Source organism: Ramlibacter sp. 2FC (genome assembly GCF_005503345.1).
Taxonomy (GTDB): Bacteria; Pseudomonadota; Gammaproteobacteria; order Burkholderiales; family Burkholderiaceae_C; genus SCMQ01.
Map to the genome: position 1 here is coordinate 1 of NZ_SCMM01000063.1, position 23,896 is coordinate 23,896.

The 23,896-nt window shown below is 67.8% G+C and carries 19 protein-coding genes; 15 read left to right on the forward strand and 4 right to left on the reverse strand.

Translation table 11 applies throughout. The annotated features are described in order from the left end of the window. Nucleotides 1-160: 160 nt before the first annotated feature. Nucleotides 161-457, reverse strand: coding sequence for a hypothetical protein (locus tag FFS10_RS19975; RefSeq protein WP_137896362.1), 297 nt, complete (start codon nt 455-457; stop codon nt 161-163). A 185-nt stretch (nt 458-642) separates the two neighbouring features. Between FFS10_RS19975 and icd the strand changes: the two genes are divergently transcribed. Next, the gene (icd, locus tag FFS10_RS19980) at nt 643-1,896 is read left to right on the forward strand and encodes an NADP-dependent isocitrate dehydrogenase (protein WP_137896363.1); all 1,254 of its coding nucleotides are present in this window, start codon (nt 643-645) and stop codon (nt 1,894-1,896) included. Nucleotides 1,897-1,970: 74 nt separating this feature from the next. On the opposite strand, the gene FFS10_RS19985 is transcribed toward icd, so the two are convergent. Further along, complete coding sequence (locus tag FFS10_RS19985; RefSeq protein ID WP_137896364.1) at nt 1,971-2,228, reverse strand: cold-shock protein; 258 nt, start codon at nt 2,226-2,228, stop codon at nt 1,971-1,973. Nucleotides 2,229-2,627: 399 nt separating this feature from the next. Between FFS10_RS19985 and clpS the strand changes: the two genes are divergently transcribed. Next, nucleotides 2,628-2,990: an ATP-dependent Clp protease adapter ClpS gene (gene clpS, locus FFS10_RS19990; RefSeq protein ID WP_171016076.1), complete on the forward strand. Its 363-nt coding sequence runs from the start codon at nt 2,628-2,630 to the stop codon at nt 2,988-2,990. Nucleotides 2,991-3,049: 59 nt separating this feature from the next. Then, nucleotides 3,050-5,365, forward strand: a complete 2,316-nt coding sequence (clpA, locus tag FFS10_RS19995; protein WP_137896366.1) for an ATP-dependent Clp protease ATP-binding subunit ClpA — start codon at nt 3,050-3,052, stop codon at nt 5,363-5,365. A gap of 77 nt (nt 5,366-5,442) precedes the next feature. Here clpA and fabI read toward each other — a convergent pair whose 3' ends face one another. Continuing rightward, entirely contained in the window at nt 5,443-6,252 is an 810-nt protein-coding gene (gene fabI / locus FFS10_RS20000; RefSeq protein WP_137896367.1) for an enoyl-ACP reductase FabI, read from the reverse strand. A 39-nt stretch (nt 6,253-6,291) separates the two neighbouring features. Between fabI and FFS10_RS20005 the strand changes: the two genes are divergently transcribed. From FFS10_RS20005 to FFS10_RS20060, 12 genes are all read left to right on the forward strand, one after another. After that, on the forward strand, nt 6,292-8,133 hold the full coding sequence (locus tag FFS10_RS20005; RefSeq protein WP_137896368.1) for an extracellular solute-binding protein: 1,842 nt from the start codon (nt 6,292-6,294) through the stop codon (nt 8,131-8,133). A gap of 178 nt (nt 8,134-8,311) precedes the next feature. Continuing rightward, nucleotides 8,312-9,346: a microcin C ABC transporter permease YejB gene (locus FFS10_RS20010; protein WP_137896369.1), complete on the forward strand. Its 1,035-nt coding sequence runs from the start codon at nt 8,312-8,314 to the stop codon at nt 9,344-9,346. A 636-nt stretch (nt 9,347-9,982) separates the two neighbouring features. Beyond that, nucleotides 9,983-11,020, forward strand: a complete 1,038-nt coding sequence (locus FFS10_RS23595) for an ABC transporter permease (RefSeq protein WP_137896370.1) — start codon at nt 9,983-9,985, stop codon at nt 11,018-11,020. Further along, the gene (locus FFS10_RS20020) at nt 11,017-12,615 is read left to right on the forward strand and encodes an ABC transporter ATP-binding protein (RefSeq protein WP_137896371.1); all 1,599 of its coding nucleotides are present in this window, start codon (nt 11,017-11,019) and stop codon (nt 12,613-12,615) included. Before FFS10_RS23595 ends, FFS10_RS20020 begins: the two co-directional genes overlap by 4 nt. 159 nt (nt 12,616-12,774) lie before the next feature. Then, a complete protein-coding gene (rimP, locus tag FFS10_RS20025; protein WP_137896372.1) occupies nt 12,775-13,359 on the forward strand; it encodes a ribosome maturation factor RimP in 585 nt (194 codons plus the stop codon). Between the two features lie 86 nt (nt 13,360-13,445). Beyond that, nucleotides 13,446-14,930, forward strand: a complete 1,485-nt coding sequence (gene nusA / locus FFS10_RS20030; protein ID WP_137896373.1) for a transcription termination factor NusA — start codon at nt 13,446-13,448, stop codon at nt 14,928-14,930. Nucleotides 14,931-14,954: 24 nt separating this feature from the next. Next, nucleotides 14,955-17,846, forward strand: coding sequence for a translation initiation factor IF-2 (infB, locus tag FFS10_RS20035; protein ID WP_137896374.1), 2,892 nt, complete (start codon nt 14,955-14,957; stop codon nt 17,844-17,846). Further along, nucleotides 17,847-18,218, forward strand: a complete 372-nt coding sequence (gene rbfA / locus FFS10_RS20040) for a 30S ribosome-binding factor RbfA (RefSeq protein WP_137896375.1) — start codon at nt 17,847-17,849, stop codon at nt 18,216-18,218. A gap of 4 nt (nt 18,219-18,222) precedes the next feature. Next, complete coding sequence (gene truB / locus FFS10_RS20045; protein ID WP_137896376.1) at nt 18,223-19,191, forward strand: tRNA pseudouridine(55) synthase TruB; 969 nt, start codon at nt 18,223-18,225, stop codon at nt 19,189-19,191. Nucleotides 19,192-19,214: 23 nt separating this feature from the next. Then, nucleotides 19,215-21,044, forward strand: coding sequence for a translational GTPase TypA (typA, locus tag FFS10_RS20050; RefSeq protein ID WP_137896377.1), 1,830 nt, complete (start codon nt 19,215-19,217; stop codon nt 21,042-21,044). A gap of 36 nt (nt 21,045-21,080) precedes the next feature. After that, nucleotides 21,081-21,932 carry a DMT family transporter gene (locus FFS10_RS20055; protein WP_171016077.1) on the forward strand — a complete coding sequence of 284 codons (852 nt, stop codon included), beginning with the start codon at nt 21,081-21,083 and terminating at the stop codon, nt 21,930-21,932. Further along, nucleotides 21,925-23,019 carry an enoyl-CoA hydratase/isomerase family protein gene (locus FFS10_RS20060; protein WP_137896379.1) on the forward strand — a complete coding sequence of 365 codons (1,095 nt, stop codon included), beginning with the start codon at nt 21,925-21,927 and terminating at the stop codon, nt 23,017-23,019. Before FFS10_RS20055 ends, FFS10_RS20060 begins: the two co-directional genes overlap by 8 nt. A 10-nt stretch (nt 23,020-23,029) precedes the next feature. On the opposite strand, the gene FFS10_RS20065 is transcribed toward FFS10_RS20060, so the two are convergent. Continuing rightward, nucleotides 23,030-23,845, reverse strand: coding sequence for an anti-sigma factor family protein (locus FFS10_RS20065; protein WP_171016078.1), 816 nt, complete (start codon nt 23,843-23,845; stop codon nt 23,030-23,032). Between the last annotated feature and the right edge of the window lie 51 nt (nt 23,846-23,896).

Below are 23,896 nucleotides of genomic sequence, written 5' to 3' on the forward strand. Positions count from 1 at the left end.
TTCAGACTCGCAGTCGCCCGCGAAACCCTTGCCTTCGGCTAACTCTTCCCCTTGCCGGGCGAGTAGAGGACTTTCACCTCCGAGTGGGTGCGCCCTGCCGGGCGCACCGCAAAGAAAAAATGCCCGCGACGGCGGGCATTTTGACCGAAAGGCCTGGGGCTCAGGATTTCTTTGCTTCGGTCTTCGTGGCCTTGGCCTTCTTGGTGCTCTTCTTGGCCTTGGACTTGGTCGGGGCGGCCTTCTTGTCGTCCTTCATGGCGGCTTTGTCGTCGGCCTTGGCGGGAGCGGCGGCCGTCGCCGGGGTGGCCGGGGTGGCGGCCGTGGCCGGAGCGGCAGGCGTCGCTGCCGTCGCAGGCGTTGCCGGGGTGGCGGGCTTGGCCGGCGTCGCCGGTGCCGCCTGAGCGAAGGCGCCCGCGGCGAACAGAGCGGCGATCAAGGCAGCGATGAGCTTGTTCATTTCAAAAGTCCTCGATAGGTTGGCTTGCGTTCCTTCCAGGGATAGGAAGGCTCCTCCGTAACGGGCCCCGGGAGGCGGCGGTTGACAGGCGTGGCCCGCGGGCTTTGCCGCTAGAATCAAAAAAGAGGTTTCACCGAGCTGCACGCCCGGGGGCCGGCTTTCCCATATCCCGGAGACGTTTTTCCATGTACCAGCATATTCAGGTGCCTGCCCAAGGCCAGAAGATCACCGTCAACGCCGACATGTCGCTGAATGTGCCGGACGAACCCATCATCCCCTACATCGAAGGCGACGGCACGGGGTTCGACATCACGCCGGTGATGCTCAAGGTGGTGGACGCGGCCGTGGCCAAGGCCTACGCTGGCCGCCGCAAGATCCACTGGATGGAGGTCTACGCCGGCGAGAAGTCGACCCAGGTCTATGGCCCCGACGTCTGGCTGCCGGAGGAGACCCTGCAGGTCCTGCGGGACTACGTGGTCTCGATCAAGGGGCCGCTGACCACGCCGGTGGGGGGCGGCATCCGTTCGCTGAACGTGGCGCTGCGCCAGGAGCTGGACCTGTACGTCTGCCTGCGTCCGGTGCAGTACTTCAAGGGCGTGCCTTCCCCGGTCAGGGAGCCCGAGAAGACCAACATGGTGATCTTCCGCGAGAACTCGGAAGACATCTACGCCGGCATCGAGTACTCGGCCCAGAGCGACAAGGCCAAGAAGCTCATCAAGTTCCTGCAGGAAGAGATGGGCGTGACCAAGATCCGCTTCCCCGAGACCTCGGGCATAGGCATCAAGCCGGTCTCCATCGAGGGCACCGAGCGCTTGGTGCGCAAGGCCATCCAGTACGCGATCGAGAACGACAAGCCCAGCGTCACCCTGGTGCACAAGGGCAACATCATGAAGTTCACCGAGGGGGGCTTCCGTGACTGGGGCTATGCCCTGGCCCAGCGCGAGTTCGGCGCCCAGCTGATCGACGGCGGCCCCTGGTGCAAGTTCAAAAACCCGAAGTCCGGCAAGGACATCGTCATCAAAGACGTGATCGCCGACGCCTTTCTGCAGCAGATCCTGACGCGTCCGGCCGAGTACTCGGTGGTGGCCACGCTGAACCTCAACGGCGACTACATCTCCGACGCCCTGGCGGCCCAGGTCGGCGGCATCGGCATCGCCCCGGGCGCCAACATGTCCGACTCCGTGGCCTGCTTCGAGGCCACCCACGGCACGGCGCCCAAGTACGCCGGCAAGGACTATGTCAACCCCGGCTCCGAGATCCTCTCGGCCGAGATGATGCTGCGCCACATGGGCTGGAAGGAAGCGGCCGACCTGATCATCAGCTCGATGGAGAAGGCCATCCTGAGCAAGAAGGTGACCTACGACTTCGCCCGCCTGATGGACGGCGCGACCCAGGTCAGCTGCTCGGGCTTTGGCCAGGTCATGATCGACCAGATGTAAGCGCCGCGCGGCGCCAAGCAGGAAAGCCCGGCCAGAGCCGGGCTTTTCGTTTCGGGAGGGGGCGGGCAGGCCGTTCAGCCGCCGGCCGGCGGTGCGTCGGCCGCCAAGGCCGGGCCCGACTCGGTGCCGGCTTCGGCCTGGATGTTGAGCGCCAGCAGGCCCTTGGGACCCTGGCTGGGCTCGAAGCTCACGCGAGCGCCTTCCTTGAGCGTCTTGAAGCCGTCCATGGAGATGGCCGAGAAGTGGGCAAATGCGTCCGGGCCGCCGCCGTCCGGGGCGATGAAGCCGAAGCCCTTGGCGTCATTGAACCATTTGACTGTACCGGTTGCCATGCTGGCCCTCCGTTGCTCCATGTCGGGGCAAGTTTGCGGGAAGGGGCGGCGGATTGTCAACACGACCGCGTAGGGCCTGTTAGCGCCATTTCCAGGGAGCGCGTTGCGGATCAAAAAGGCCATGCGCAAGGCGTCGGACCCCGGCGAGGTTTCGCAACGCGGCGCATGGCCTTTTTGGCCGCAACCCGAAGGGAACGGGCTGAATCGGGCGCCACTCGTCGTTGCCCGTCTTGCCCGCACGTCAGTGCGGGCTGCGCCATGCGCCTAGATTGACACCCGATTCAGCCCGTTCGCGCCCCTGGAAATGGCGTTAACAGGCCCTAGCTTGGAATATAGTGAAAGCATGGCTGATTCACCCTGAAAATAGGGTGGACAGGCAGGCTCGATAGAATGAATTTGATGGCCACGAATACCCCTCCCAAACCCGCCAAACCGGTCCAGCCCGCGCGTCCGGCGGAGGACGACAGCGGTTCGGTGGTGCTGGAGCGCGTACCCAAAAAGGTCAAGCCGCCCCAGATGTACCAGGTGGTGATGCTCAACGACGACTACACGCCCATGGAGTTCGTGGTGGTCGTGATCCAGGAGTTCTTCAACAAGGACCGGGAGACCGCCACGCAGATCATGCTCAAGATCCACCTGGACGGCAAAGGCGTCTGCGGCGTCTATTCGCGCGACGTGGCGGCGACCAAGGTCGATCAGGTGATGGAGGCGGCCCGCCACGCCGGGCATCCGCTGCAATGCGTCAGCGAGCCTGTTGAATAAGCCGGAACACCCCTGACATACGGGTACAGATATCTCTCAGCAAGGCAAAAGGAAATCACATGATTGCCCAGGAATTGGAAGTCAGCTTGCACATGGCCTTCGTGGAGGCCAGGCAGCAGCGCCACGAGTTCATCACCGTGGAGCACCTGCTACTCGCCTTGCTCGATAACCCCAGCGCCGCCGAGGTGCTGCGGGCCTGCTCGGCCAACATCGACGACCTGCGCAAGTCCCTGACCAACTTCATCAAGGACAACACGCCCCAGGTCGCCGGCACCGAGGACGTGGACACCCAGCCCACGCTGGGCTTCCAGCGCGTGATCCAGCGCGCCATCATGCATGTGCAGTCCACCGGCAACGGCAAGAAGGAGGTGACCGGCGCCAACGTGCTGGTCGCGATCTTCGGCGAGAAGGACTCGCACGCCGTCTACTACCTGCACCAGCAGGGCGTGACCCGTCTTGACGTGGTCAATTTCATCGCCCACGGCATCAAGAAGAGCGACCCGCCCGAGCCGTCCAAGAGCGAACCGTCCTCCGGCGAGAGCGAGGAGGGCGGCGGCGAGAAGAACGAGAAGGCCTCGCCGCTCGAGCAGTTCACGCAGAACCTGAACCAGGCGGCTCGGGAAGGCCGGATCGACCCGCTGATCGGCCGCGAATACGAGGTCGAGCGCGTGATCCAGATCCTGTGCCGCCGGCGCAAGAACAACCCGCTGCTGGTCGGCGAGGCCGGCGTGGGCAAGACCGCGATCGCCGAGGGACTGGCCTGGCGCATCACCCAGGGCGACGTGCCGGAGATCCTGGCCGAGTCCAGCGTCTACTCGCTGGACATGGGCGCGCTGCTGGCCGGCACCAAGTACCGCGGCGATTTCGAGCAACGCCTCAAGGGCGTGCTCAAGTCGCTCAAGGACCGGCCGCACGCCATCCTCTTCATCGACGAGATCCACACCCTGATCGGCGCCGGTGCGGCTTCGGGCGGCACGCTGGACGCGTCCAACCTGCTCAAGCCGGCCCTCTCCAGCGGCCAGCTCAAGTGCATAGGTGCGACCACCTTCACCGAGTACCGCGGCATCTTCGAGAAGGACGCGGCGCTGTCGCGGCGCTTCCAGAAGGTCGATGTGGTCGAGCCCAGCGTGGCCGAGACCGTGGAGATCCTCAAGGGGCTGAAGTCGCGCTTCGAGGAGCACCACAACGTCAAGTACGCCGCTGCCGCGCTGCAGGCCGCGGCCGAGCTCAGCGCCAAGTACATCAACGACCGCCACCTGCCCGACAAGGCCATCGACGTGATCGACGAGGCCGGCGCGGCCCAGCGCATCCTCACCCCGTCCAAGCGCAAGAAGACCATAGGCAAGGCCGAGGTCGAGGACATCGTGGCCAAGATCGCGCGCATCCCGCCGGCCAACGTCTCGAACGACGACCGCGGCAAGCTGCAGACCCTGGAGCGCGACCTCAAGAGCGTGGTGTTCGGCCAGGACAAGGCGCTCGAGGTGCTGGCCTCGGCGGTCAAGATGGCGCGCTCGGGCCTGGGCAAGGGTGACAAGCCGATCGGCTCCTTCCTGTTCAGCGGCCCCACCGGCGTCGGCAAGACCGAGGCCGCCAAGCAGCTGGCCTTCATCATGGGCATCGAGCTGATCCGCTTCGACATGTCGGAGTACATGGAGCGCCACGCCGTGAGCCGCCTGATCGGCGCACCCCCCGGCTACGTGGGCTTCGACCAGGGCGGCCTGCTGACCGAGGCCGTCACCAAGAAGCCGCACGCCGTGCTGCTGCTCGACGAAATCGAAAAGGCGCACCCGGACATCTTCAACGTGCTGCTGCAGGTCATGGACCATGGCACGCTGACCGACAACAACGGGCGCAAGGCCGACTTCCGCAACGTCATCGTGATCATGACGACGAACGCGGGCGCCGAGACCATGAACAAGGCCACGATAGGCTTCACCAACCCGCGCCAGGCCGGCGACGAGATGGGTGACATCAAGCGCCTGTTCACGCCCGAGTTCCGCAACCGCCTGGACGCGATCGTGAGCTTCAAGGCCCTGGACGAGCAGATCATCCTGCGCGTGGTCGACAAGTTCCTGCTGCAGCTAGAGACCCAGCTGGCCGAGAAGAAGGTGGAGGTCACCTTCACCGACAAGCTGCGCAAGCACCTGGCGAAGAAGGGCTTCGATCCGCTGATGGGTGCGCGCCCCATGCAGCGCCTGATCCAGGACACGATCCGCCGGGCGCTGGCCGACGAGCTGCTGTTCGGTCGCTTGACCGAGGGCGGGCGCCTGACGGTGGACCTGGACGAGAAGGACGAGGTCGTTCTCGACATCCAGCCGCTGCCCAAGAAGGACGGCCGGGCCAAGTCCGAGCCTGAAGAGGCGACCACCGACTGAAGAGGCGCGGCGGCTTGCCGCCGCTCTGCGCCGCTACCGGGGCCGACAGCGCTGCTGCCGGCCTTTTTTCTTGGCGGTCAGGCGATGGACTCGCTGTCGCGGCTGATGCCCGCGGTCTGGCTGAAGCCGCCGTCCACATAGGTGATCTCGGCCGAGACGCCGGCCGCAAGGTCCGACAGCAGGAAGGCGGCGACGTTGCCCACGTCCTCGATGGTCACGTTGCGGCGGATCGGCGCCGCGTCGGCCACCATGTTCAGCAGCTTGCCGAAGTCCTTGATGCCGCTGGCCGCCAGGGTCTTGATCGGGCCCGCGCTAATGCCGTTGACGCGCATGCCCTTGGGGCCCAGCGCCTCGGCCAGGTAGCGCACGCTGGCTTCCAGGCTGGCCTTGGCCAGGCCCATGGTGTTGTAGTTGGGCACGGTGCGCAGCGCGCCCAGGTAGGTCAGCGTCAGCAGGGCCGACTTGTCGTTGAGGTAGGGCAGGGCCGCCTTGGCCATGGCGGGGAAGCTGTAGGCGCTGATGTCATGGGCGATGCGGAAGGCCTCGCGCGACAGACCCTCGAGGAAGTCGCCGGCGATGGCCTCGCGCGGCGCGAAGCCTATGCTGTGCACGAAGCCGTCGAATTTGGGCCAGACCTGGGACAGGTCGGTGAACAGCTTGGCGATCTGCTCGTCGCTGCCCACGTCGCAGTCGAACACGAGCTGAGAGCCGAAATCGGCGGCGAACTCGGTGATGCGGTCCTTGAAGCGCTCGCCCACGTAGCTGAAGGCGAGTTCGGCACCCTGGTTGTGGCAGGCGCGCGCGATGCCGTAGGCGATGGAACGATTGGACAGCACGCCGGTGATCAGCAGTTTCTTGCCGGCGAGGAAGCCTGTTTTTTGGGTCATGAAGTCGGACTCCGGGGAAAATCTGGGCAGAATTGTCGCATGCGAGGTTTGCTGTGCTGTTTGCTGCTCCTGCCCTGCCTGTCCATGCCCGCCCTGGCCGCGCATGCCTATGCCCAGTTCGGCGACGTCAAGTACCCGCCCGGCTTCGCGCATTTCGACTACGTGAACCCGGCCGCCCCCAAGGGCGGCGAGATCTCCCTGGTGCCGCCCACGCGGCTGTCGAACTTCGACAAGTACAACCCGTTCACGCTCAAGGGCAGCGCGCCGCCGGGCCTGGCGGGCCTGGTGTTCGAGACCCTGCTGACCGGCACCTTCGACGAGCCGACCACGGCCTACGGCCTGCTCGCCGAGGACGTGGCCGTGGCGCCCGACCGGCTGTCGGTGGTGTTTCGCCTGCACCCGGCTGCGCGCTTTCACAACGGCGAGCCGGTGCTGGCGGCCGACGTCAAGCACAGCTTCGACCGGCTCACGAGCAAGGAGGCGGCGCCGCAGTTCCGCACCATTTTCGGTGAGGTCAAGGGCGCCACCGTGCTGGATGCGCGCACGGTGCGCTTCGATTTCAAGCGCGTCAACGCCGAGCTGCCGTTGATCGTCGGCGGTCTGCCGGTGTTCAGCCGCCATTGGGGCATGGAAAACGGCAAGCCCAAGCCGCTGGACCAGATCGTCACGGACCTGCCGATAGGCAGCGGCCCCTACCGCATAGCCAAGGTCAATTTCGGCAAGGACATCAGCTACCAGCGCGACCCGGATTACTGGGCGCGGGACCTCAACGTGCGGCGCGGCCTCTACAACTTCGACCGCATCACCTACAAGATCTACAAGGACAACACGGCCCAGCTCGAGGCCTTCAAGGCCGGCGAGTTCGACTACATCCAGGCCTTCATCGCGCGCGAATGGGCGCGCGCCTACACCGGGCGAGCCTTCGAGCGCGGCGAGCTGATCAAGCAGGAACTCGCGCACGGCAACGCGGGCGACTTCCAGGGCTTCCAGTTCAACCTGCGGCGCGACAAGTTCAAGGACCGGCGGGTGCGCGAGGCGATTGGCTTGGCGATGGACTTCGAGTGGCTCAACCGCCAGCTGTTCTACAACGCCTACACCCGGGTGCGCGGCTATTTCGTCGCCAGCGACTTCGAGGCCAAGGGCCTGCCGGGGGCCGACGAACTCGCGCTGCTGGAGCCGCTGCGCAGCCAGCTGCCGGCGGCCTTGTTCACCCAGCCGGTACCGCTGCCGCCGGTGACCCGCCTGGAACCGGACTCTGGCCAGACCCTGCGCGACCACCTGCGCCGCGCGCGCCAGTTGCTGGCCGAGGCCGGCTGGACCTATCGCGACGGCGCGCTGCGCAACGCGCGTGGCGAGCCCTTCACGATCGAGTTTCTCGACAACTCCGGCTCCATGGGCCGGGTGGTCACGCCCTTCGCAAAAAACCTCGAGAAGCTCGGCATCGCCGTGAACTACAAGGTGATCGACTTCGCCATCCTGCAAAAGCGCATGGACGTGTTCGACTTCGAGGTGGTCAGCAACCGCACCGTGGGCAGCGAGGCGCCGGGCACCGAGCTGCTCGAGCGCTTCGGCTCGCGCGCGGCCGACACCGAGGGCTCGGCCAACATCATGGGCGTCAAGGACCCGGCGGTGGACGCGCTGCTCGACGGCATCATCTCCGCGCGCACCCGGCCCGAGCTCGTGGCCGGCGTGCGCGCGCTCGACCGTGTGCTGCGCTTCGGCCATTACGTGGTGCCGCACTGGTATGGCGGCGTGCACCGCGTGGCCTGGCGCGCCGGCCGCTTCGAGCGGCCCGACGTGACGCCGCGCTACTACCAGCCCGAGGTCTGGATCACCAGCACCTGGTGGGCCAGCGAGGCCAACCGCAAAGGAATGAAATGAAGAGCCCCCACGCTCGTCACTTCGTGTATTCGCTGGGCTCGCGCAACGTCCGTGCGCGAAGCTGTACAGTGCAGCGAGCCCATGCCGGGCCTGCGCTATGCACGTTCCGAGGCATGACGCTTCGGCCCGGCCCCGAGGGGGCCTCAGCCTCCTTGAGGCGGCTCGGCGGAGGCTGACCATGCTCGCCTACATCGCGCGCCGCCTGCTGCTGATGGTGCCCACGCTGCTGGGCGTGCTGCTCATGACCTTCGTGGTGATCCAGTTCGTGCCGGGCGGGCCGGTCGAGCAGATGGTGGCCCAACTGCAAGGGCGCGACACGGGCGGCGAGGGCGCGGCCGCGGGCGGCGCCGGCTACCGCGGCCGCCAGGGCGTGGACGCGGCGCGCATTGCCGAGATCCGGGCCCTGTACGGCTTCGACAAGCCGGCCCACGAGCGCTTCTGGCAAATGCTGGGGCAGTTCGCGCGCTTCGACCTGGGCAAGAGCTTCTTCTACCCCAAGGACGTCTGGACCCTGGTCAAGGAAAAAATGCCGGTCTCGATCAGCCTGGGGCTGTGGACCTTCTTCCTCAGCTACCTGATCTCGGTGCCGCTGGGCATCGCCAAGGCGGTGCGCGCGGGCAGCCGCTTCGACACGCTGAGCAGCCTGGTGGTGCTGGTCGGCTATGCGATTCCGGGCTTCGTGCTCGGCGTGGCCCTGCTGGTGATCTTCGGCGGGCAGTTGCAATGGTTCCCGCTGCGCGGCCTGACCTCCAGCCATTGGGACAGCCTGGGCTGGGGCGCCAAGGTCGTGGATTACCTCTGGCACATCACGCTGCCGGTCACGGCCAGCGTGCTGGGTGCCTTCGCCGTCACCACCATGCTGACCAAGAACGCCTTCCTGGAGGAGATCCGCAAGCAGTACGTGCTGACGGCGCGCGCCAAGGGCCTGAGCGAGCGCCGCGTGCTCTGGAAGCATGTGATGCGCAACGCGCTGATTCCCCTGGTGACCGGCTTTCCGGCCGCCTTCATCGGCGCCTTCTTCACGGGCTCGCTGCTGATAGAGACCCTGTTCTCGCTCGACGGCCTGGGCCTGCTGAGCTATGAGTCGGTGATCCGGCGCGACTACCCCGTGGTGCTGGGCACGCTGTACCTGTTCACGCTGATCGGCCTGGTGACCAAGCTGATCTCGGACCTCTGCTATGTCTGGGTGGATCCACGTGTCAAATTCGACTGAGCGCTTGTTTTTTCGGCCGGTACCTCGCGCCCGAGGACGCGGGGTGAAGGCTGCGCTCATGTCCCCCGACCAGGGCTGCGCCCATAGAGCCTGTTCACGGTCTGTATGGGGCCGCGCAGGTGCCTTTTCGATATGGGATGCAAGGCGCGATGCGCTGCCAATAGCCGAGCTATTGGCAAGCATCGCAACGCCGCAGACCGCCCGAAAAGACACCTGCCCTTCGGGTTGGGACGCCGCAAACGCGGTCGCGTTTGCGCCCTCCCTTGGGGCCGAAGCGCCCGGCGCACAGCCGACCGGCTGTGCGAGCGGGCGATTTGCCCACCAATCCCCTTGCATGGGCATCAGCCCATGCGGCAGGTCTTGGCGGTCAACTCATCCCGATTGCGTCCCAACGCGACCCCATACAGACCGTGACCAGGCTCTTACTTCGCTTCGCCTTCACCCCGCATCCTCGGGCAACCGACTCGCAGGCGCGCCGACGGTGGTGCGCCAGCGTTTCGTCCGCTCGGGGAGGCCCGGTGGCCTGCAGAGCGAGGTCAAGGAGGAGGGCTGGCGCAGCCAGCCCGGGGGACACGAGCGGCACAGGCCACCGGGCCTCCCCGAGCCCGCGGGGTCGATGTTTGGAAGTCTGCCTGCATGAGCACCGTTGTGTCCCTGTCTCCCAGCCAACGCGCCTGGCTGCGCTTCAAGCGCAACCGCATGGGCTTTTGGAGCCTGGTGCTGTTCGGCGCCCTGTTCCTGCTGAGCCTGGGCGCCGAGCTGATCTCCAACGACAAGCCGCTGCTGGCGCGCTACGAAGGGCGCTGGTATGCCCCCATCGTGCAGAGCCTGCCCGAGACCAGCTTCGGCGGGGACTTCGAGACCCCCACGGATTTCCTGGACCCCTTCATCCAGCAGCAGTTCGCCAAGCCCGGCAACTTCGCGCTGTACCCGCCCAACCCCTACCACCACAGCACCATCAACTACTTCGCCCGCGAGCCGAACCCGGCGCCGCCCTCGGCCGACAACTGGCTGGGCACCGACGACCGCGGGCGCGACGTGGCGGCGCGCCTGCTCTACGGTTTTCGCATCTCGGTGCTGTTCGCACTCGCGCTCACGGTGATCGGCGTGCTGCTGGGCGTGCTCACGGGCGCGGTCCAGGGGTTTTACGGCGGCAGGACCGACCTGGCTTTCCAGCGCTTCATCGAGATATGGGGCTCCATGCCCGAGCTCTACCTGCTGATCATCTTCGCCGCCGTGTTCGAACCCAGCGTGGGCCTGCTGCTGGTACTGCTGAGCCTGTTCGGCTGGATGGGCCTGTCCGACTATGTGCGCGCCGAGTTCCTGCGCAACCGCCAGCTCGACTACGTGCGCGCGGCGCGCGCCCTGGGCCTGAGCAACGGCCAGATCATCTGGCGCCATGTGCTGCCCAACAGCCTCACGCCGGTGGTGACCTTCCTGCCGTTTCGCATGAGCGCGGCCATCCTGGCGCTGACCTCGCTGGACTTCTTGGGCCTGGGCGTGCCGCCCGGCACGCCATCGCTGGGCGAGCTGCTGGCACAGGGCAAGAACAACATCGACGCCTGGTGGATATCGCTGTCCACCTTCGGTGTGCTGGTGCTCACGCTGCTGCTGCTGACCTTCATGGGCGACGCGCTGCGCGACGCGCTGGACCCGCGAAAGGCGCCGCAATGAGCGACCAGGCGACGCTGCTCGAGGTGCGGGACCTGTCGGTGGCCTTCGACGGGAAGGAGGTGGTGCGCAGCGTCAGCTTCGACATCCGGCCCGGCGAGAAGCTGGCCCTGGTCGGCGAGTCGGGCTCGGGCAAGACCGTCACCGCCCTGAGCCTGCTGCGCCTGGCGCTGAACGCGCGCGTCGGCGGCCAGGCCCGTTTCGACGGACGGGACCTGCTGGCCCTGCCCGAGCAGGCCTTGCGCGGCATCCGGGGCGCCGAAATCGCGATGATCTTCCAGGAGCCCATGACGGCGCTCAACCCGCTGTTCAGCATCGGCGACCAGATCGCCGAGGTGCTCGAGCTCAAGCAGGGGCTGGGCCGCACCGAAGCGGTGCGGCAGGCCGTGGCGCTGATCGCGGAGACCGGCATCGCCGAACCCGAGCGGCGGGCCCAGGCCTTCGCCCACCAGCTCTCGGGCGGCCAGCGCCAGCGCGCCATGATCGCCATGGCGCTGGCCTGCCGGCCACGGCTGCTGCTGGCCGACGAGCCGACCACGGCACTGGACGTCACGCTGCGCGGCCAGATCCTGGACCTGCTGTCCGAGCTGCAGCGCAAGAACGGCATGGCGGTGCTGATGATCACGCACGACCTGAACCTGGTGCGGCGCTTCGCCGACCGTGTGGCGGTCATGCAGGACGGCCGCATCGTCGAGCAGGGCCCGGTGGCCCAGGTGTTCGCGGCGCCCCAGCACGACTACACGCGGCGCCTGATCGACAGCCGGCCCGCCCGCGACCTGGCAGCGGCGCCCCCCACGCCGGGCGCAGCGCCGGTGCTGCGGGCGCGCGGCCTGGGCGTGACCTACCCGGTGCCGCTGCCGGGCTTTCGGGGCTGGTTCCGCCGCGGCGGCTTCGTCGCCCTGCGCGACGCCGAGTTCAGCCTGGCGCCGGGCCAGACTCTGGGCGTGATCGGCGAATCCGGCTCCGGCAAGTCCACGCTGGCCCTGGCGGCGCTGGGCCTGCAGGCCAGCGACGGCGAGCTGGAGATCGCCGGCCAGCGCTGGGCGCAGGGGGACGCGTCAGACCAGGCGCTGCGCCGCGTGATGCAGGTGGTGTTCCAGGACCCGTTTTCCTCGCTCTCGCCACGCATGACCCTGGAGGAGATCGTGGGCGAGGGGCTCGAGATCCATGCGCCTCGGCTCGGCCCGGCCGAGCGCCGCCAGCGCGTGCTGGAGGCGCTGGCCGACGTGGGGCTGGGGGCGGCGCAATTCCCGGGCCTGCTGGCGCGCTACCCGCACGAGTTTTCCGGGGGCCAGCGCCAGCGCATCGCCCTGGCCCGCGCCCTGGTGGTGGGGCCGCGGCTGCTGGTGCTGGACGAGCCCACCAGCGCCCTGGACGTGACCATACAGAAGCAGGTGCTGGCCCTGCTGCAGCGCCTGCAGCGTGAGCGGGGGCTGAGCTACCTGCTGATCACGCACGATGTGGACGTGGTGCGGGCCATGGCGCACCAGGTGCTGGTGATGCAGGAGGGGACGGTCGTCGAATCCGGCCCGGCCGAGGCCGTGCTGGCCGCGCCACGCCACGCCTACACCCGCATGCTGGTGGCCGCCGCCGGCTGAAAGCGGGCCCGGCAGAGGGCAACATCCTTAGGAATCAAGCTGCTTTTGCCGAGTTTTGCATTACAATGCTAGCTTCACGACCAAACGGGCGGGTAATCACCGCCCGTTTTTTTTGGTCGATCGGCTCACATCTATTTTCAAGACTGAGACAGAAACTGCGTGGCGCTACAGCAAATCGTTGAAGAAACCGTGTCCGGACTGGGCTACGACCTGGTGGAGATCGAACGCTCCGCCGGTGGCTTGCTGCGCATCACGATCGATTTGCCCTGGGATCCGGATGCGTCCGGCGAGCGCTTCGTGACGGTGGAGGACTGCGAGAAGGTCACCCGCCAACTCCAATTCGCGCTTGAGGTCGACGGGGCCGACTACCGCCGGCTGGAGGTTTCCTCGCCCGGTATCGACCGCCCGCTGCGCCACGAGAAGGATTTCGAGCGCTTCGTCGGCTCGCTGGTCGACATCACGCTCAAGGCGCCCATGGGCGCGGCCGCGGCTGGCCAGGTCAGCGCCAACCGCAAGAAATTTCGCGGCACGCTCGAGCGCACCCCGCAGGCCGATGGGGCGGGCTGGCAGATCGTCTGGAGCGACGAACCTGCGGTCAAGCCGGGCCAGCGTGTGAGCAAGAAGAAGGCGCCGGCACCGCTGCAGGCGCTGGGTTTCACGCTCGATGAGCTGCGCGAGGCACGCCTCGCGCCAGTGGTGGATTTCAAGGGGCGCAGGCCCAAGGATGCGCCACCCCAGGCCTGACGGCGACGCCGGCGGTAAGGGTGGCGGGCCGAGAGGGCGGCAGGCCGCCCGGGCCCAGGACGACATTGGATAAGGAGAGTTGTGGCATGAATCGCGAATTGTTGATGCTGGTGGAGGCCATCTCGCGCGAGAAGAACGTCGAGCGCGACGTGGTTTTTGGAGCCGTGGAGGCTGCCTTGGCGCAGGCCACCAAGAAGCTCTACGAGGGTGAGGTGGACATCCGCGTGGCGGTCGATCGCGACACCGGCAACTACGAGACCTTCCGCCGCTGGCACGTGGTGCCCGACGAGGCGGGCCTGCAGCTGCCCGAGCAGGAGATCCTGCTGTTCGAGGCCAAGGAGCAGATCCCCGACATCGAGGTCGACGAGTACATCGAGGAGGCTATCGAGTCCCTGCCCATCGGCCGCATCGGCGCGATGGCGGCCAAGCAGGTCATCCTGCAGAAAATCCGCGACGCCGAGCGCGAGATGCTGCTCAACGACTTCATGTCGCGCGGCGACAAGATCTTCGTCGGCACCGTCAAGCGCATGGACAAGGGCGACATCATCGTCGAGAGCGGCCGCGTCGAGGGCCGGTTGCGCCGCGGCGAGATGATCCCCAAGGAGAACCTGCGCAACGGCGACCGCGTGCGCGCCATGATCATGGAGGTGGACCTGACGCTGCGCGGCGCGCCCATCATCCTGTCGCGCTCGGCGCCCGAGTTCATGATCGAGCTGTTCCGCCAGGAAGTGCCCGAGATCGAGCAAGGCCTGCTGGAGATCAAGTCCTGCGCCCGCGACGCCGGCAGCCGCGCCAAGATCGCCGTGCTCTCGCACGACAGGCGTGTCGACCCGATCGGCACCTGTGTCGGCGTGCGCGGCACGCGCGTCAACGCCGTGACCAACGAGCTCGCCGGCGAGCGCGTGGACATCGTGTTGTGGAGCGAGGACCCGGCCCAGTTCGTGATTGGCGCCCTGGCGCCGGCCAACGTGTCCTCCATCGTCGTGGACGAGGAAAAGCATGCCATGGACGTGGTGGTCGACGAGGAGAACCTCGCCATCGCCATCGGCCGCGGCGGCCAGAACGTGCGTCTGGCCTCCGACCTGACCGGTTGGAAGATCAACATCATGGACGCGGCGGAGTCGGCCCAGAAGCAGGCCGAGGAAACCGGCACGATCCGCGCCCTGTTCATGGAGAAGCTCGACGTCGACCAGGAGATCGCCGACATCCTGATCGAGGAAGGCTTCGCCAGCCTGGAAGAGGTGGCCTACGTGCCGATCCAGGAAATGCTGGAGATCGAGAGCTTCGACGAGGACACCGTCAACGAGCTGCGCGCCCGCGCCAAGGACGCGCTGCTGACGCTGGAGATCGCCCGCGAGGAAAGCGTCGAGGAAGTGTCCCAGGACCTGCGCGACCTGCAGGGCCTGACGCCCGAACTGATTGCCAAGCTGGCCGAAGCCGGCGTGCACACCCGCGACGAACTGGCCGACCTGGCCGTCGACGAACTCACTGATATCACCGGCCAGTCCGCGGAGGAAGCGACGGCTTTGATCATGAAGGCACGCGAACACTGGTTCGCGGGTCAAGAGTAATGGTCATGGAGGCACGAACCGAATATGTCCAGCACCACAGTCGCCGAGTTCGCCAGCGAACTCAAGAAATCCACTGAAACCCTGCTCGACCAGCTGCGCTCGGCCGGCGTGAGCAAGTCCGCGCCCACCGATGCGCTGACGGAGTCCGACAAGCACAGGCTGCTCAGCTACCTGCAGGCCAGCCACGGCACGGCCACGGGCGAGCGCAAGAAGATCACGCTGATGAAGAAGTCCACCAGCGAGATCAAGCAGGCCGACGCCACCGGCAAGGCGCGCACCATCCAGGTCGAGGTGCGCAAGAAGCGCACCTTCATCAAGCGCGACGAGGACCTGGCCGCGCCCGCGGTCGCCGAGGCGCCCGAATCCGAGGTCGAGCTGCCCAGCGCGCCGGTAATCGACGAAGCCGAACTCGCCCGCCGCGAGGAAGAGGCGCGCCGCCAGGCCGAACTGCTGCGCCGCCAGGAGGAAGAGCTGGCCGAAAAGCGCCGCCAGCGCGAGGCCCAGGAAGCGCGCGAGCGCGAGCTGGCCGCCCAGGCGGAAAAGGCCGCTGCCGAGGCCGCTGCCAAGGCGGTCGAGCAGGCGCGCATGAAACAGGAGGCCCAGGAGGTGGTCGTCGCCCCCGCAGCCCCCGCCCCGGCGCAGCAAGCCGCGGCCGACGCCAAGGCCCAGGCCGCCGCCGAAGCCGCCGCCAAGGCTGCAGCCGAGTCCAAGGCGCGCGCCGAGGAAGAGGCTGCGCGTGCGCGCGACCTCGATGAGCGGCGCCGCAAGGCGCTGGCCGAGGCCGAAGCCATCCGCGCCATGATGAACGCGCCCAAGCGCGTGCTGGTGGCCAAGAAGCCCGAGCCGCCCAAGCCCGAGGAGCCCAAGCCTGCCATGAAGGGCACGCTGCACAAGCCGGCCGGCGCGCCGGGCCCCGGCGCCCGTCCGGGCGCGGCTGCACCGGCGGCCAGCCCGGCCGCCCCCGGGGGGCAGAAGGAAGTCAAGTCGGCCAAGCTGTCCTCCAGCTGGGCCGGTGACCCCGCCAAGAAGAAGGCCATTCCGACGCGCGGCGACGCCAGTGGCGGCGTGGGCCGTGGCGGCTGGCGCAGCGGCCCCAGGGGACGCCGCGGCAACGAGCGCGACCGCGAGGGGCATGCCCCGGCGGCAGCGGCGGAATCCCGCGTGATCGAGGTCCATGTGCCCGAGACCATCACCGTGGCCGAGCTGGCGCACAAGATGGCCATCAAGGCCTCCGAGGTCATCAAGCAGTTCATGAAGCTGGGCCAGATGGTCACCATCAACCAGCCGCTGGACCAGGACACGGCCATGATCGTGGTCGAGGAACTGGGCCACAAGGCCGTCGTGGCGGCGCTGGACGACCCCGAGGCCTTCACCGAAGAGGAAGTGCAGCAGCAGCAGGCCGAGGCCCTGCCGCGTGCGCCTGTGGTCACCGTGATGGGCCACGTGGACCACGGCAAGACCTCGCTGCTGGACTACATCCGCCGTGCCAAGGTGGCGGCTGGCGAGGCCGGCGGCATCACCCAGCACATCGGCGCCTACCACGTCGAAACCCCGCGCGGCGTGATCTCCTTCCTGGACACCCCAGGTCACGAGGCTTTCACCGCCATGCGTGCGCGCGGCGCCCAGGCCACCGACATCGTGATCCTGGTGGTGGCGGCCGACGATGGCGTCATGCCCCAGACCAAGGAGGCGGTCAAGCACGCCAAGTCCGCGGGCGTGCCCATCGTGGTGGCGATCAACAAGATCGACAAGCCCGACGCCAACCCGGACCGCGTCAAGCAGGAGCTGGTGGTCGAGGAAGTCGTGCCCGAAGAGTACGGCGGCGATTCGCCATTCGTGCCCGTGTCGGCCAAGACCGGCCAGGGCATCGACGAGCTGCTCGAGCAGGTGCTGCTGCAGGCCGAGGTGCTGGAGCTCAAGGCCCCGGTGGCTGCAGCCGCCAAGGGCCTGGTGATCGAAGCCCGCCTGGACAAGGGCCGCGGCCCGGTGGCCACCGCCCTAGTGCAGTCGGGCACGCTGAACACCGGCGACGTGGTGCTGGCCGGCCAGACCTACGGCCGCGTGCGGGCCATGCTGGACGAGAACGGCAAGCCGATCAAGACGGCCGGCCCCTCGATCCCGGTGGAGATCCAGGGCCTGACCGAGGTGCCGCAGGCCGGCGACGAGTTCATGGTGATGGTCGACGAGCGCCGCGCGCGCGAGATCGCGACCTACCGCGCCGGCAAGTTCCGCAACACCAAGCTGGCCAAGCAGCAGGCCGCCAAGCTGGAGAACATGTTCTCCGACATGGCCGCCGGCGAGGTCAAGACCCTGCCGATCATCATCAAGGCCGACGTGCAGGGTTCGCAGGAAGCGCTGGCGCAGTCGCTGCTCAAGCTGTCCACCGAGGAAGTCAAGGTGCAGCTGGTCTATGCGGCGGTGGGCGGCATCAGCGAGTCCGACATCAACCTGGCGATCGCCTCCAAGGCCGTCGTGATCGGCTTCAACGTGCGCGCCGATGCGGGCGCGCGCAAGCTGGCCGAGGGCAATGGCGTGGACATCCACTACTACGACATCATTTACGACGCCGTGGACGAGCTCAAGGCGGCGATGTCGGGCATGCTGGCGCCCGAGCAGAAGGAGGAGGTCATCGGCACGGCGGAAATCCGCACCGTGTTCGTGGCGTCCAAGATCGGCACGGTGGCCGGCTCCTACGTCACCTCGGGCCAGGTCACGCGCAGCGCGCGCTTCCGCCTGCTGCGCGACCATGTGGTCATCTACACCGGCGAGCTCGAGTCGCTCAAGCGCCTGAAGGACGACGTGCGCGAGGTCAAGGAAGGCTTCGAGTGCGGTATCAAGCTCAAGAACTACAACGACATCGCCGTCGGCGACCAGTTGGAGTTCTTCGAGATCAAGGAAATCGCGCGGACGCTGTAAATGGCACGCAAGGCTTCGAGCACCCCCAACCGCGGCTTCCGCGTGGCCGACCAGATCCAGCGCGATCTGGCCGAGTTGATCGCGCGCGAGCTCAAGGACCCGCGCGTGGGCATGGTCACGATCAATGCGGTCGAGGTCACGCCCGACTACGCGCACGCCAAGGTGTTCTTCAGCCTGCTCAAGGGCGACCCGGTGGAGACCGCCCAGGGCCTGAACGCGGCCTCCGGCTTCCTGCGCAACGGCCTGTTCAAGCGCCTGCACATCCACACCGTGCCGACGCTGCATTTCGTGTTCGACCGCACCACCGAGCGTGCGGCCGACATGAACGCCCTGATCGCCAAGGCAGTGTCCTCGCGCGCCAAAGACGATTGAGAAGATGAACGCGCCGCGCACGAGGGTCGTGAGGCGCCCCGTGCACGGGGTGCTGCTGCTGGACAAGCCCTATGGGCTGTCGAGCAACAACGCGCTGCAGAAGGCCAAGTGGCTGCTGCGCGCCGAGAAGGCCGGCCACACCGGCACGCTCGATCCGCTGGCCACCGGCGTGCTGCCGCTGTGCTTCGGCGCGGCGACCAAGTTCAGCCAGCTGCACCTGGACGCCGACAAGACCTACGAGACCACGGTCCGCCTCGGCGTGCGCACCAGCACGGCGGACGCCGAGGGCGAGCTGCTTTCGGTGCGCCCCGTGGCCTGTTCGATTGGACAGGTCGTGCAGGTGCTGGACCAGTTCACCGGCGCTATCCGTCAGGTGCCGCCCATGCACAGCGCGCTCAAGAAGGACGGCAAGGCCTTGTACGAATACGCGCGCGAAGGCGAGACCGTAGCGCGCGAGCCGCGCGATGTCGTCATCCACGCGCTGGAGCTGCTAGAGGCGCAGCTCACGGGCGAGGCGCCCAGCCTGCGCCTGCGCGTGACCTGCAGCAAGGGCACCTACATCCGCACCCTGGGCGAGGACATCGCCGAGGCGCTGGGCTGCGGCGGCCACCTGACGGCGCTGCGCCGCACGGCCACCGGGCCGTTCGAGCTGTCGCAGTGCGTGACGCTGGAAGCGCTGGAGGCCATGGACGAGGCCGCGCGCCTGGCCTGCCTCAAACCGGTGGAGGCGCTGCTGCCCGACCATCAGCCAGTCACACTGGACGCGGAGAATGCGGGGCGCTTCCTGAGCGGCATGCGCCGCCGCGGCCCCTGGCCGGACAGCGCCCGCGTGGCGGTGTTCGGCGAGCGCCCGCGTGCCCTGCTGGGCAGCGCCCATGTCCAGGCCGGCGAGCTGATCCCGCAGCGCCTGCTGAGTCCGCTGGAAGTTCAACAAATTCTGGAGCGTTCGCCGCAAGCCCTACAAACTGCGTAAGGCCCGGCATAGAGGAAAAAACCATGAGCAAGCAGATTCGCAACATCGCCATCATCGCCCACGTCGACCATGGGAAGACCACCATGGTCGACCAATTGCTGCGCCAGTCCGGCACCTTCGCCGAGCACGAGAAGGTGGTCGACACCGTGATGGACAACAACGCCATCGAGCGCGAACGCGGCATCACCATCCTGGCGAAGAACTGCGCCGTGAGCTGGAAGGGCACCCACATCAACATCGTGGACACCCCTGGCCACGCCGACTTCGGCGGCGAGGTAGAGCGCGCCCTGTCCATGGTGGACGGCGTGGTGCTGCTGATCGACGCCCAGGAGGGCCCGATGCCGCAGACCCGCTTCGTGACCAAGAAGGCGCTGGCCCTGGGCCTCAAGCCCATCCTGGTGGTGAACAAGGTCGACAAGCCCGGCGCCCGTCCCGACTACGTGGTCAACGCAGCGTTCGATCTGTTCGACAAGCTCGGCGCCACCGACGAGCAGCTGGATTTCCCCGTGGTCTACGCCTCGGGCATCAACGGCTGGTCGTCGCTGGAGGAGGGCGAGCCGGGTGAGCAGTGGGGCCCCGACATGTCGGCCCTGTTCGACACCGTGCTCCAGCATGTGCCGGCGCACGAGGGCGATCCGGCCGCGCCGCTGCAGCTGCAGATTTCGGCGCTCGACTTTTCGAGCTTCGTCGGCCGCATCGGCGTGGGCCGCATCAACGCCGGCACCCTCAAGCCCTCCATGGACGTGCTGGTGATGGAAGGTCCGGACGGCAATTCCTTCAAGGGCCGGATCAATCAGGTGCTCACGTTCCAGGGCCTGGACCGCGTGCAGGTGACCGAAGCCGGCCCGGGCGACATCGTGCTGATCAACGGCATTGCCGACATCGGCATCGGCGTGACCCTCACCGACCCCAATGATCCGGCGCCGCTGCCCATGCTCAAGGTCGACGAGCCGACCCTGACCATGAACTTCTGCGTCAACACCTCGCCGCTGGCCGGCCGCGAAGGCAAGTACGTGACCAGCCGCCAGCTGTGGGACCGCCTGCAGAAGGAGCTGCAGTCCAACGTGGCGCTGCGCGTCAAGGAAACCGACGAGGAAGGGGTCTTCGAAGTCTCGGGCCGCGGCGAACTGCACCTGACCATCCTGCTGGAGAACATGCGCCGCGAAGGCTACGAGCTGGCGGTGTCCAAGCCGCGAGTCGTGCTCAAGGACATCGATGGCGTACGCCACGAGCCCATCGAGATGGTGACCATCGACGTCGAGGAGCAGCACCAGGGCGGCGTGATGCAGGCCCTGGGCGAGCGCAAGGGCGAACTGTTCAACATGGAGCCGGACGGCCGTGGCCGTGTGCGCCTGGAATACCGCATCCCGGCGCGCGGCCTGATCGGCTTCACCAACGAGTTCCTGAACCTGACGCGCGGCTCCGGCCTGATCTCCAACATCTTCGACCGCTACGAGCCGCACAAGGGCGACATCGGCGGCCGCAAGAACGGCGTGCTGATCTCCATGGACGACGGTGAGATCTTCACCTACGCGCTGGGCAAGCTCGACGACCGCGGCCGCATGTTCGTGCGCGCCAACGACCCGGTGTACGAGGGCATGATCGTCGGCATCCACAGCCGCGACAACGACCTGGTGGTCAACGCCACGCGCACCAAACAGTTGACCAACTTCCGGGTTTCCGGCAAGGAAGACGCGATCAAGATCACGCCGCCGATCGAGCTGACGCTGGAATACGGTGTCGAGTTCATCGAGGACGACGAGCTGGTCGAAATCACGCCCAAGTCGATCCGGCTGCGCAAGCGCCACCTCAAGGAACACGATCGCAAGCGCGCCAGCCGCGAGGCGGCCTGATCGGTGAAGCTGCGGCACGGTCAGGCGGTTGCTCTGATGGTGGCGGTGACTCTGATGTGGTCCATCGCCGGCGTCGTCACGCGCCAGCTCGAGCAGGCACGCAGCTTCGAAGTGACCTTCTGGCGCAGCCTGTTCACGGCCTTGTCGCTGCTGCTGATCCTGCCGCTGTGGCGGGGCCGGCAGGCCCTGCGCGGACTGCCCTGGCGCAGCGCCTACTTCTGGTTGTCGGGCCTGTGCTGGAGCGTGATGTTCACCGCCTTCATGGTGGCGCTCACGCTGACCAGCGTGGCCAACGTGCTGGTGACCATGTCGGTCGGCCCTCTGCTCACCGCGCTGCTGGCACGGCTGTTCATCGGCCACCGTCTGCCGCCGCGCACCTGGGCCGCGATCGCCGTGGCCGGCGCCGGCATCGCCTACATGCATGGCAGCCAGCTCGAGCTGGGGCAGGGCGCGACCACGCTGGGCCTGCTGGTGGCGCTGTGCGTGCCCCTGGCCGGGGCGGTGCAGTGGACGCTGGTGCAGCACAGTCACGCCCAGGGCCAGCAGCTGGACCTCGTGCCCTCGGTGCTGCTGGGCGCTGTCCTGTCCACTCTGGCCACGTTGCCGCTGTCCTTTCCCTTCGTGGCCACGGCGACCGACGTCGCCTGGCTGGCCCTGCTCGGCCTGGTACAGCTGGCCATTCCCTGCGCGCTTGCGGTGATCTGCGCGCGCGTGCTCAAGGCGCCCGAAGTGGCTCTGCTGGCCCTGCTCGAAGTCCTCTTCGGCATCGCCCTGGCCTGGCTGGGGGCCAGCGAGGTGCCAACCCCCACTGTGCTGACCGGCGGTGTCCTGGTGATCGGCGCGCTGGCCGTCAACGAATTGCTTGGATGGAGAAGCCGGCATGTCTGAAGTGATCGCAGAACTGCAGGGCCGTATGGGCCTGCTCACGTTGAACCGCCCGCGGGCGCTGAACGCGCTCTCGCTGGCCATGATCCGCGAGATCGCAGCGGCCTTGCTGGCCTGGCGCGACGATCCCCAGGTGCTGGCCGTGGCGGTGCGCGGCATGGGCAAGGAGGGGCCGTTCGGCGCCTTCTGCGCGGGCGGGGACATCCGCTTCTTCCACGAGGCGGCACTGGCGGGCAACCCCGAGCTGGAGGATTTCTTCAGCGAGGAATACGCGCTCAACCACCTGGTCCACACCTACCCCAAGCCCTACATCGCCTTCATGGACGGCGTGGTCATGGGCGGCGGCATGGGCATCAGCCAGGGCGGCAGCGTGCGCATCGTGACCGAGCGCACCCGCATGGCCATGCCCGAGACCAACATCGGCCTGTTCCCGGACGTGGGCGGCGGCTATTTCCTCAGCCGTTGCCCCGGACGCCTGGGCGAATACCTGGCGCTCACCGGCCACGCGATCTCGGGCCCCGAGGCCGTGTCCGCCGGCCTGGCCGACGGATGCGTGCCCTCGGGGGTACTGCCGGCCCTGTGGGACCGTCTGGCGGCCACGCCCTTCGAGACCGGCGAGGCGGTCGAGCGCTGGCTGACCACCCAGTACGCGGCGCCGGCCCAGGTGCCGGGCTGGCCGCGCGAGGCCGTCGACCGCTTCTTCGCGCTGGACAGCGTGGTACAAATCGTCCAGGCCCTGGAGGCCGATCCCGGCGACTGGGCGCGCGAAACGGCCGCGCTGCTGCGCCGACGCTCGCCGCTGATGCTGCATGTGGTGTTGGAGCAGGTCCGCCGCGCGCGCCGCATGGGCCTGGCCGAGGACCTGCGCATGGAGCGCGACCTGGTGCGCCACTGCTTCCACGCCGCGCACCTGGGACGATCCGGCGCGGCCAGCGAAACCGTGGAAGGGGTGCGCGCGCTGGCGGTGGACAAGGACCAGCGGCCGCGCTGGAGCCCGGCGCGCATCGAGGACGTCACGCCGGCCATGTGGCAGCCGTTCTTCGTCAGCCCCTGGCCCGCGCACGCGCATCCGCTGCGCGGCCTCAGCTGAGCGCTGCGCCTCAGAGCTGCCGGTAGACCGCCTCGGCCAGCGGCATCAGCGCCGCGCGCGGCAACGGCCCCGACAGCGCGTAGCCGAAGCCCTGGTCCACCCAGTAGAAACCGGCCACCGGCCCTTCGCTGAAGAAGCGGAAGGCGGTCTCCGAAGGCGGCGTGCTGCCCGGAGCCGCCAGCGCCCCGAGGTAGAGGGTCAGGCGCGCGCCGCCGGCCTGCTCGAACATGAACTGGGCGCGCGCGCCGTCCCCGCCCGGCAGCAGCCGCCCGCCCACCAGCACGTAGCCCTGGGCCGACAGGTCGGGTACTTTCAGCGGCCGGCCCAGGCGCTTGGACAACCATTGCAGCAGATGCGCCTGGTCCGAGGCAGTGACCTCGACCGGGTGCCGGACCTCGGGTGAGAACACCGCATGGGCCAGCGCCGCCTGGCGCGCGAATTCCTGACCGGCCCGCGCCTGGGCGAGGACGCCCGCTGCCTGCGGCCGCGCCTGCCATTGGCCGTGCGACAGCCAGCCGACGCCGAAGGCCAGCAGCAGGCCGGCCGCCATGCCGCCCCAGCGCCACCACTGGTTCAGCTGCTGCTGCACGGCGGCCGTGCGCGCGGCCGCCGCCCGTAGCGCGGGCGGCACGGGCGCCTGCAGCACCGGCCCGTGCAGCGCGCGCAGGGCCTCGCGCTGGGCGCGCCAGGCGGCGAACTGGGCCGCTGCCGCGGGGTCCTCGGCCAGACGCGTCTCCAGGGCCTCGCGCTCGTCGGGCGCGAGGCGACCGTCGACCAGGGCATGCAGTTCGTCTTCGCTCAGGGGGGGCAGGGGAGGGGGCGACATGGCGCGATCCGGCAAGCTCATTTGAGGCGGCGCAGCGGCACGGTGGTGCCG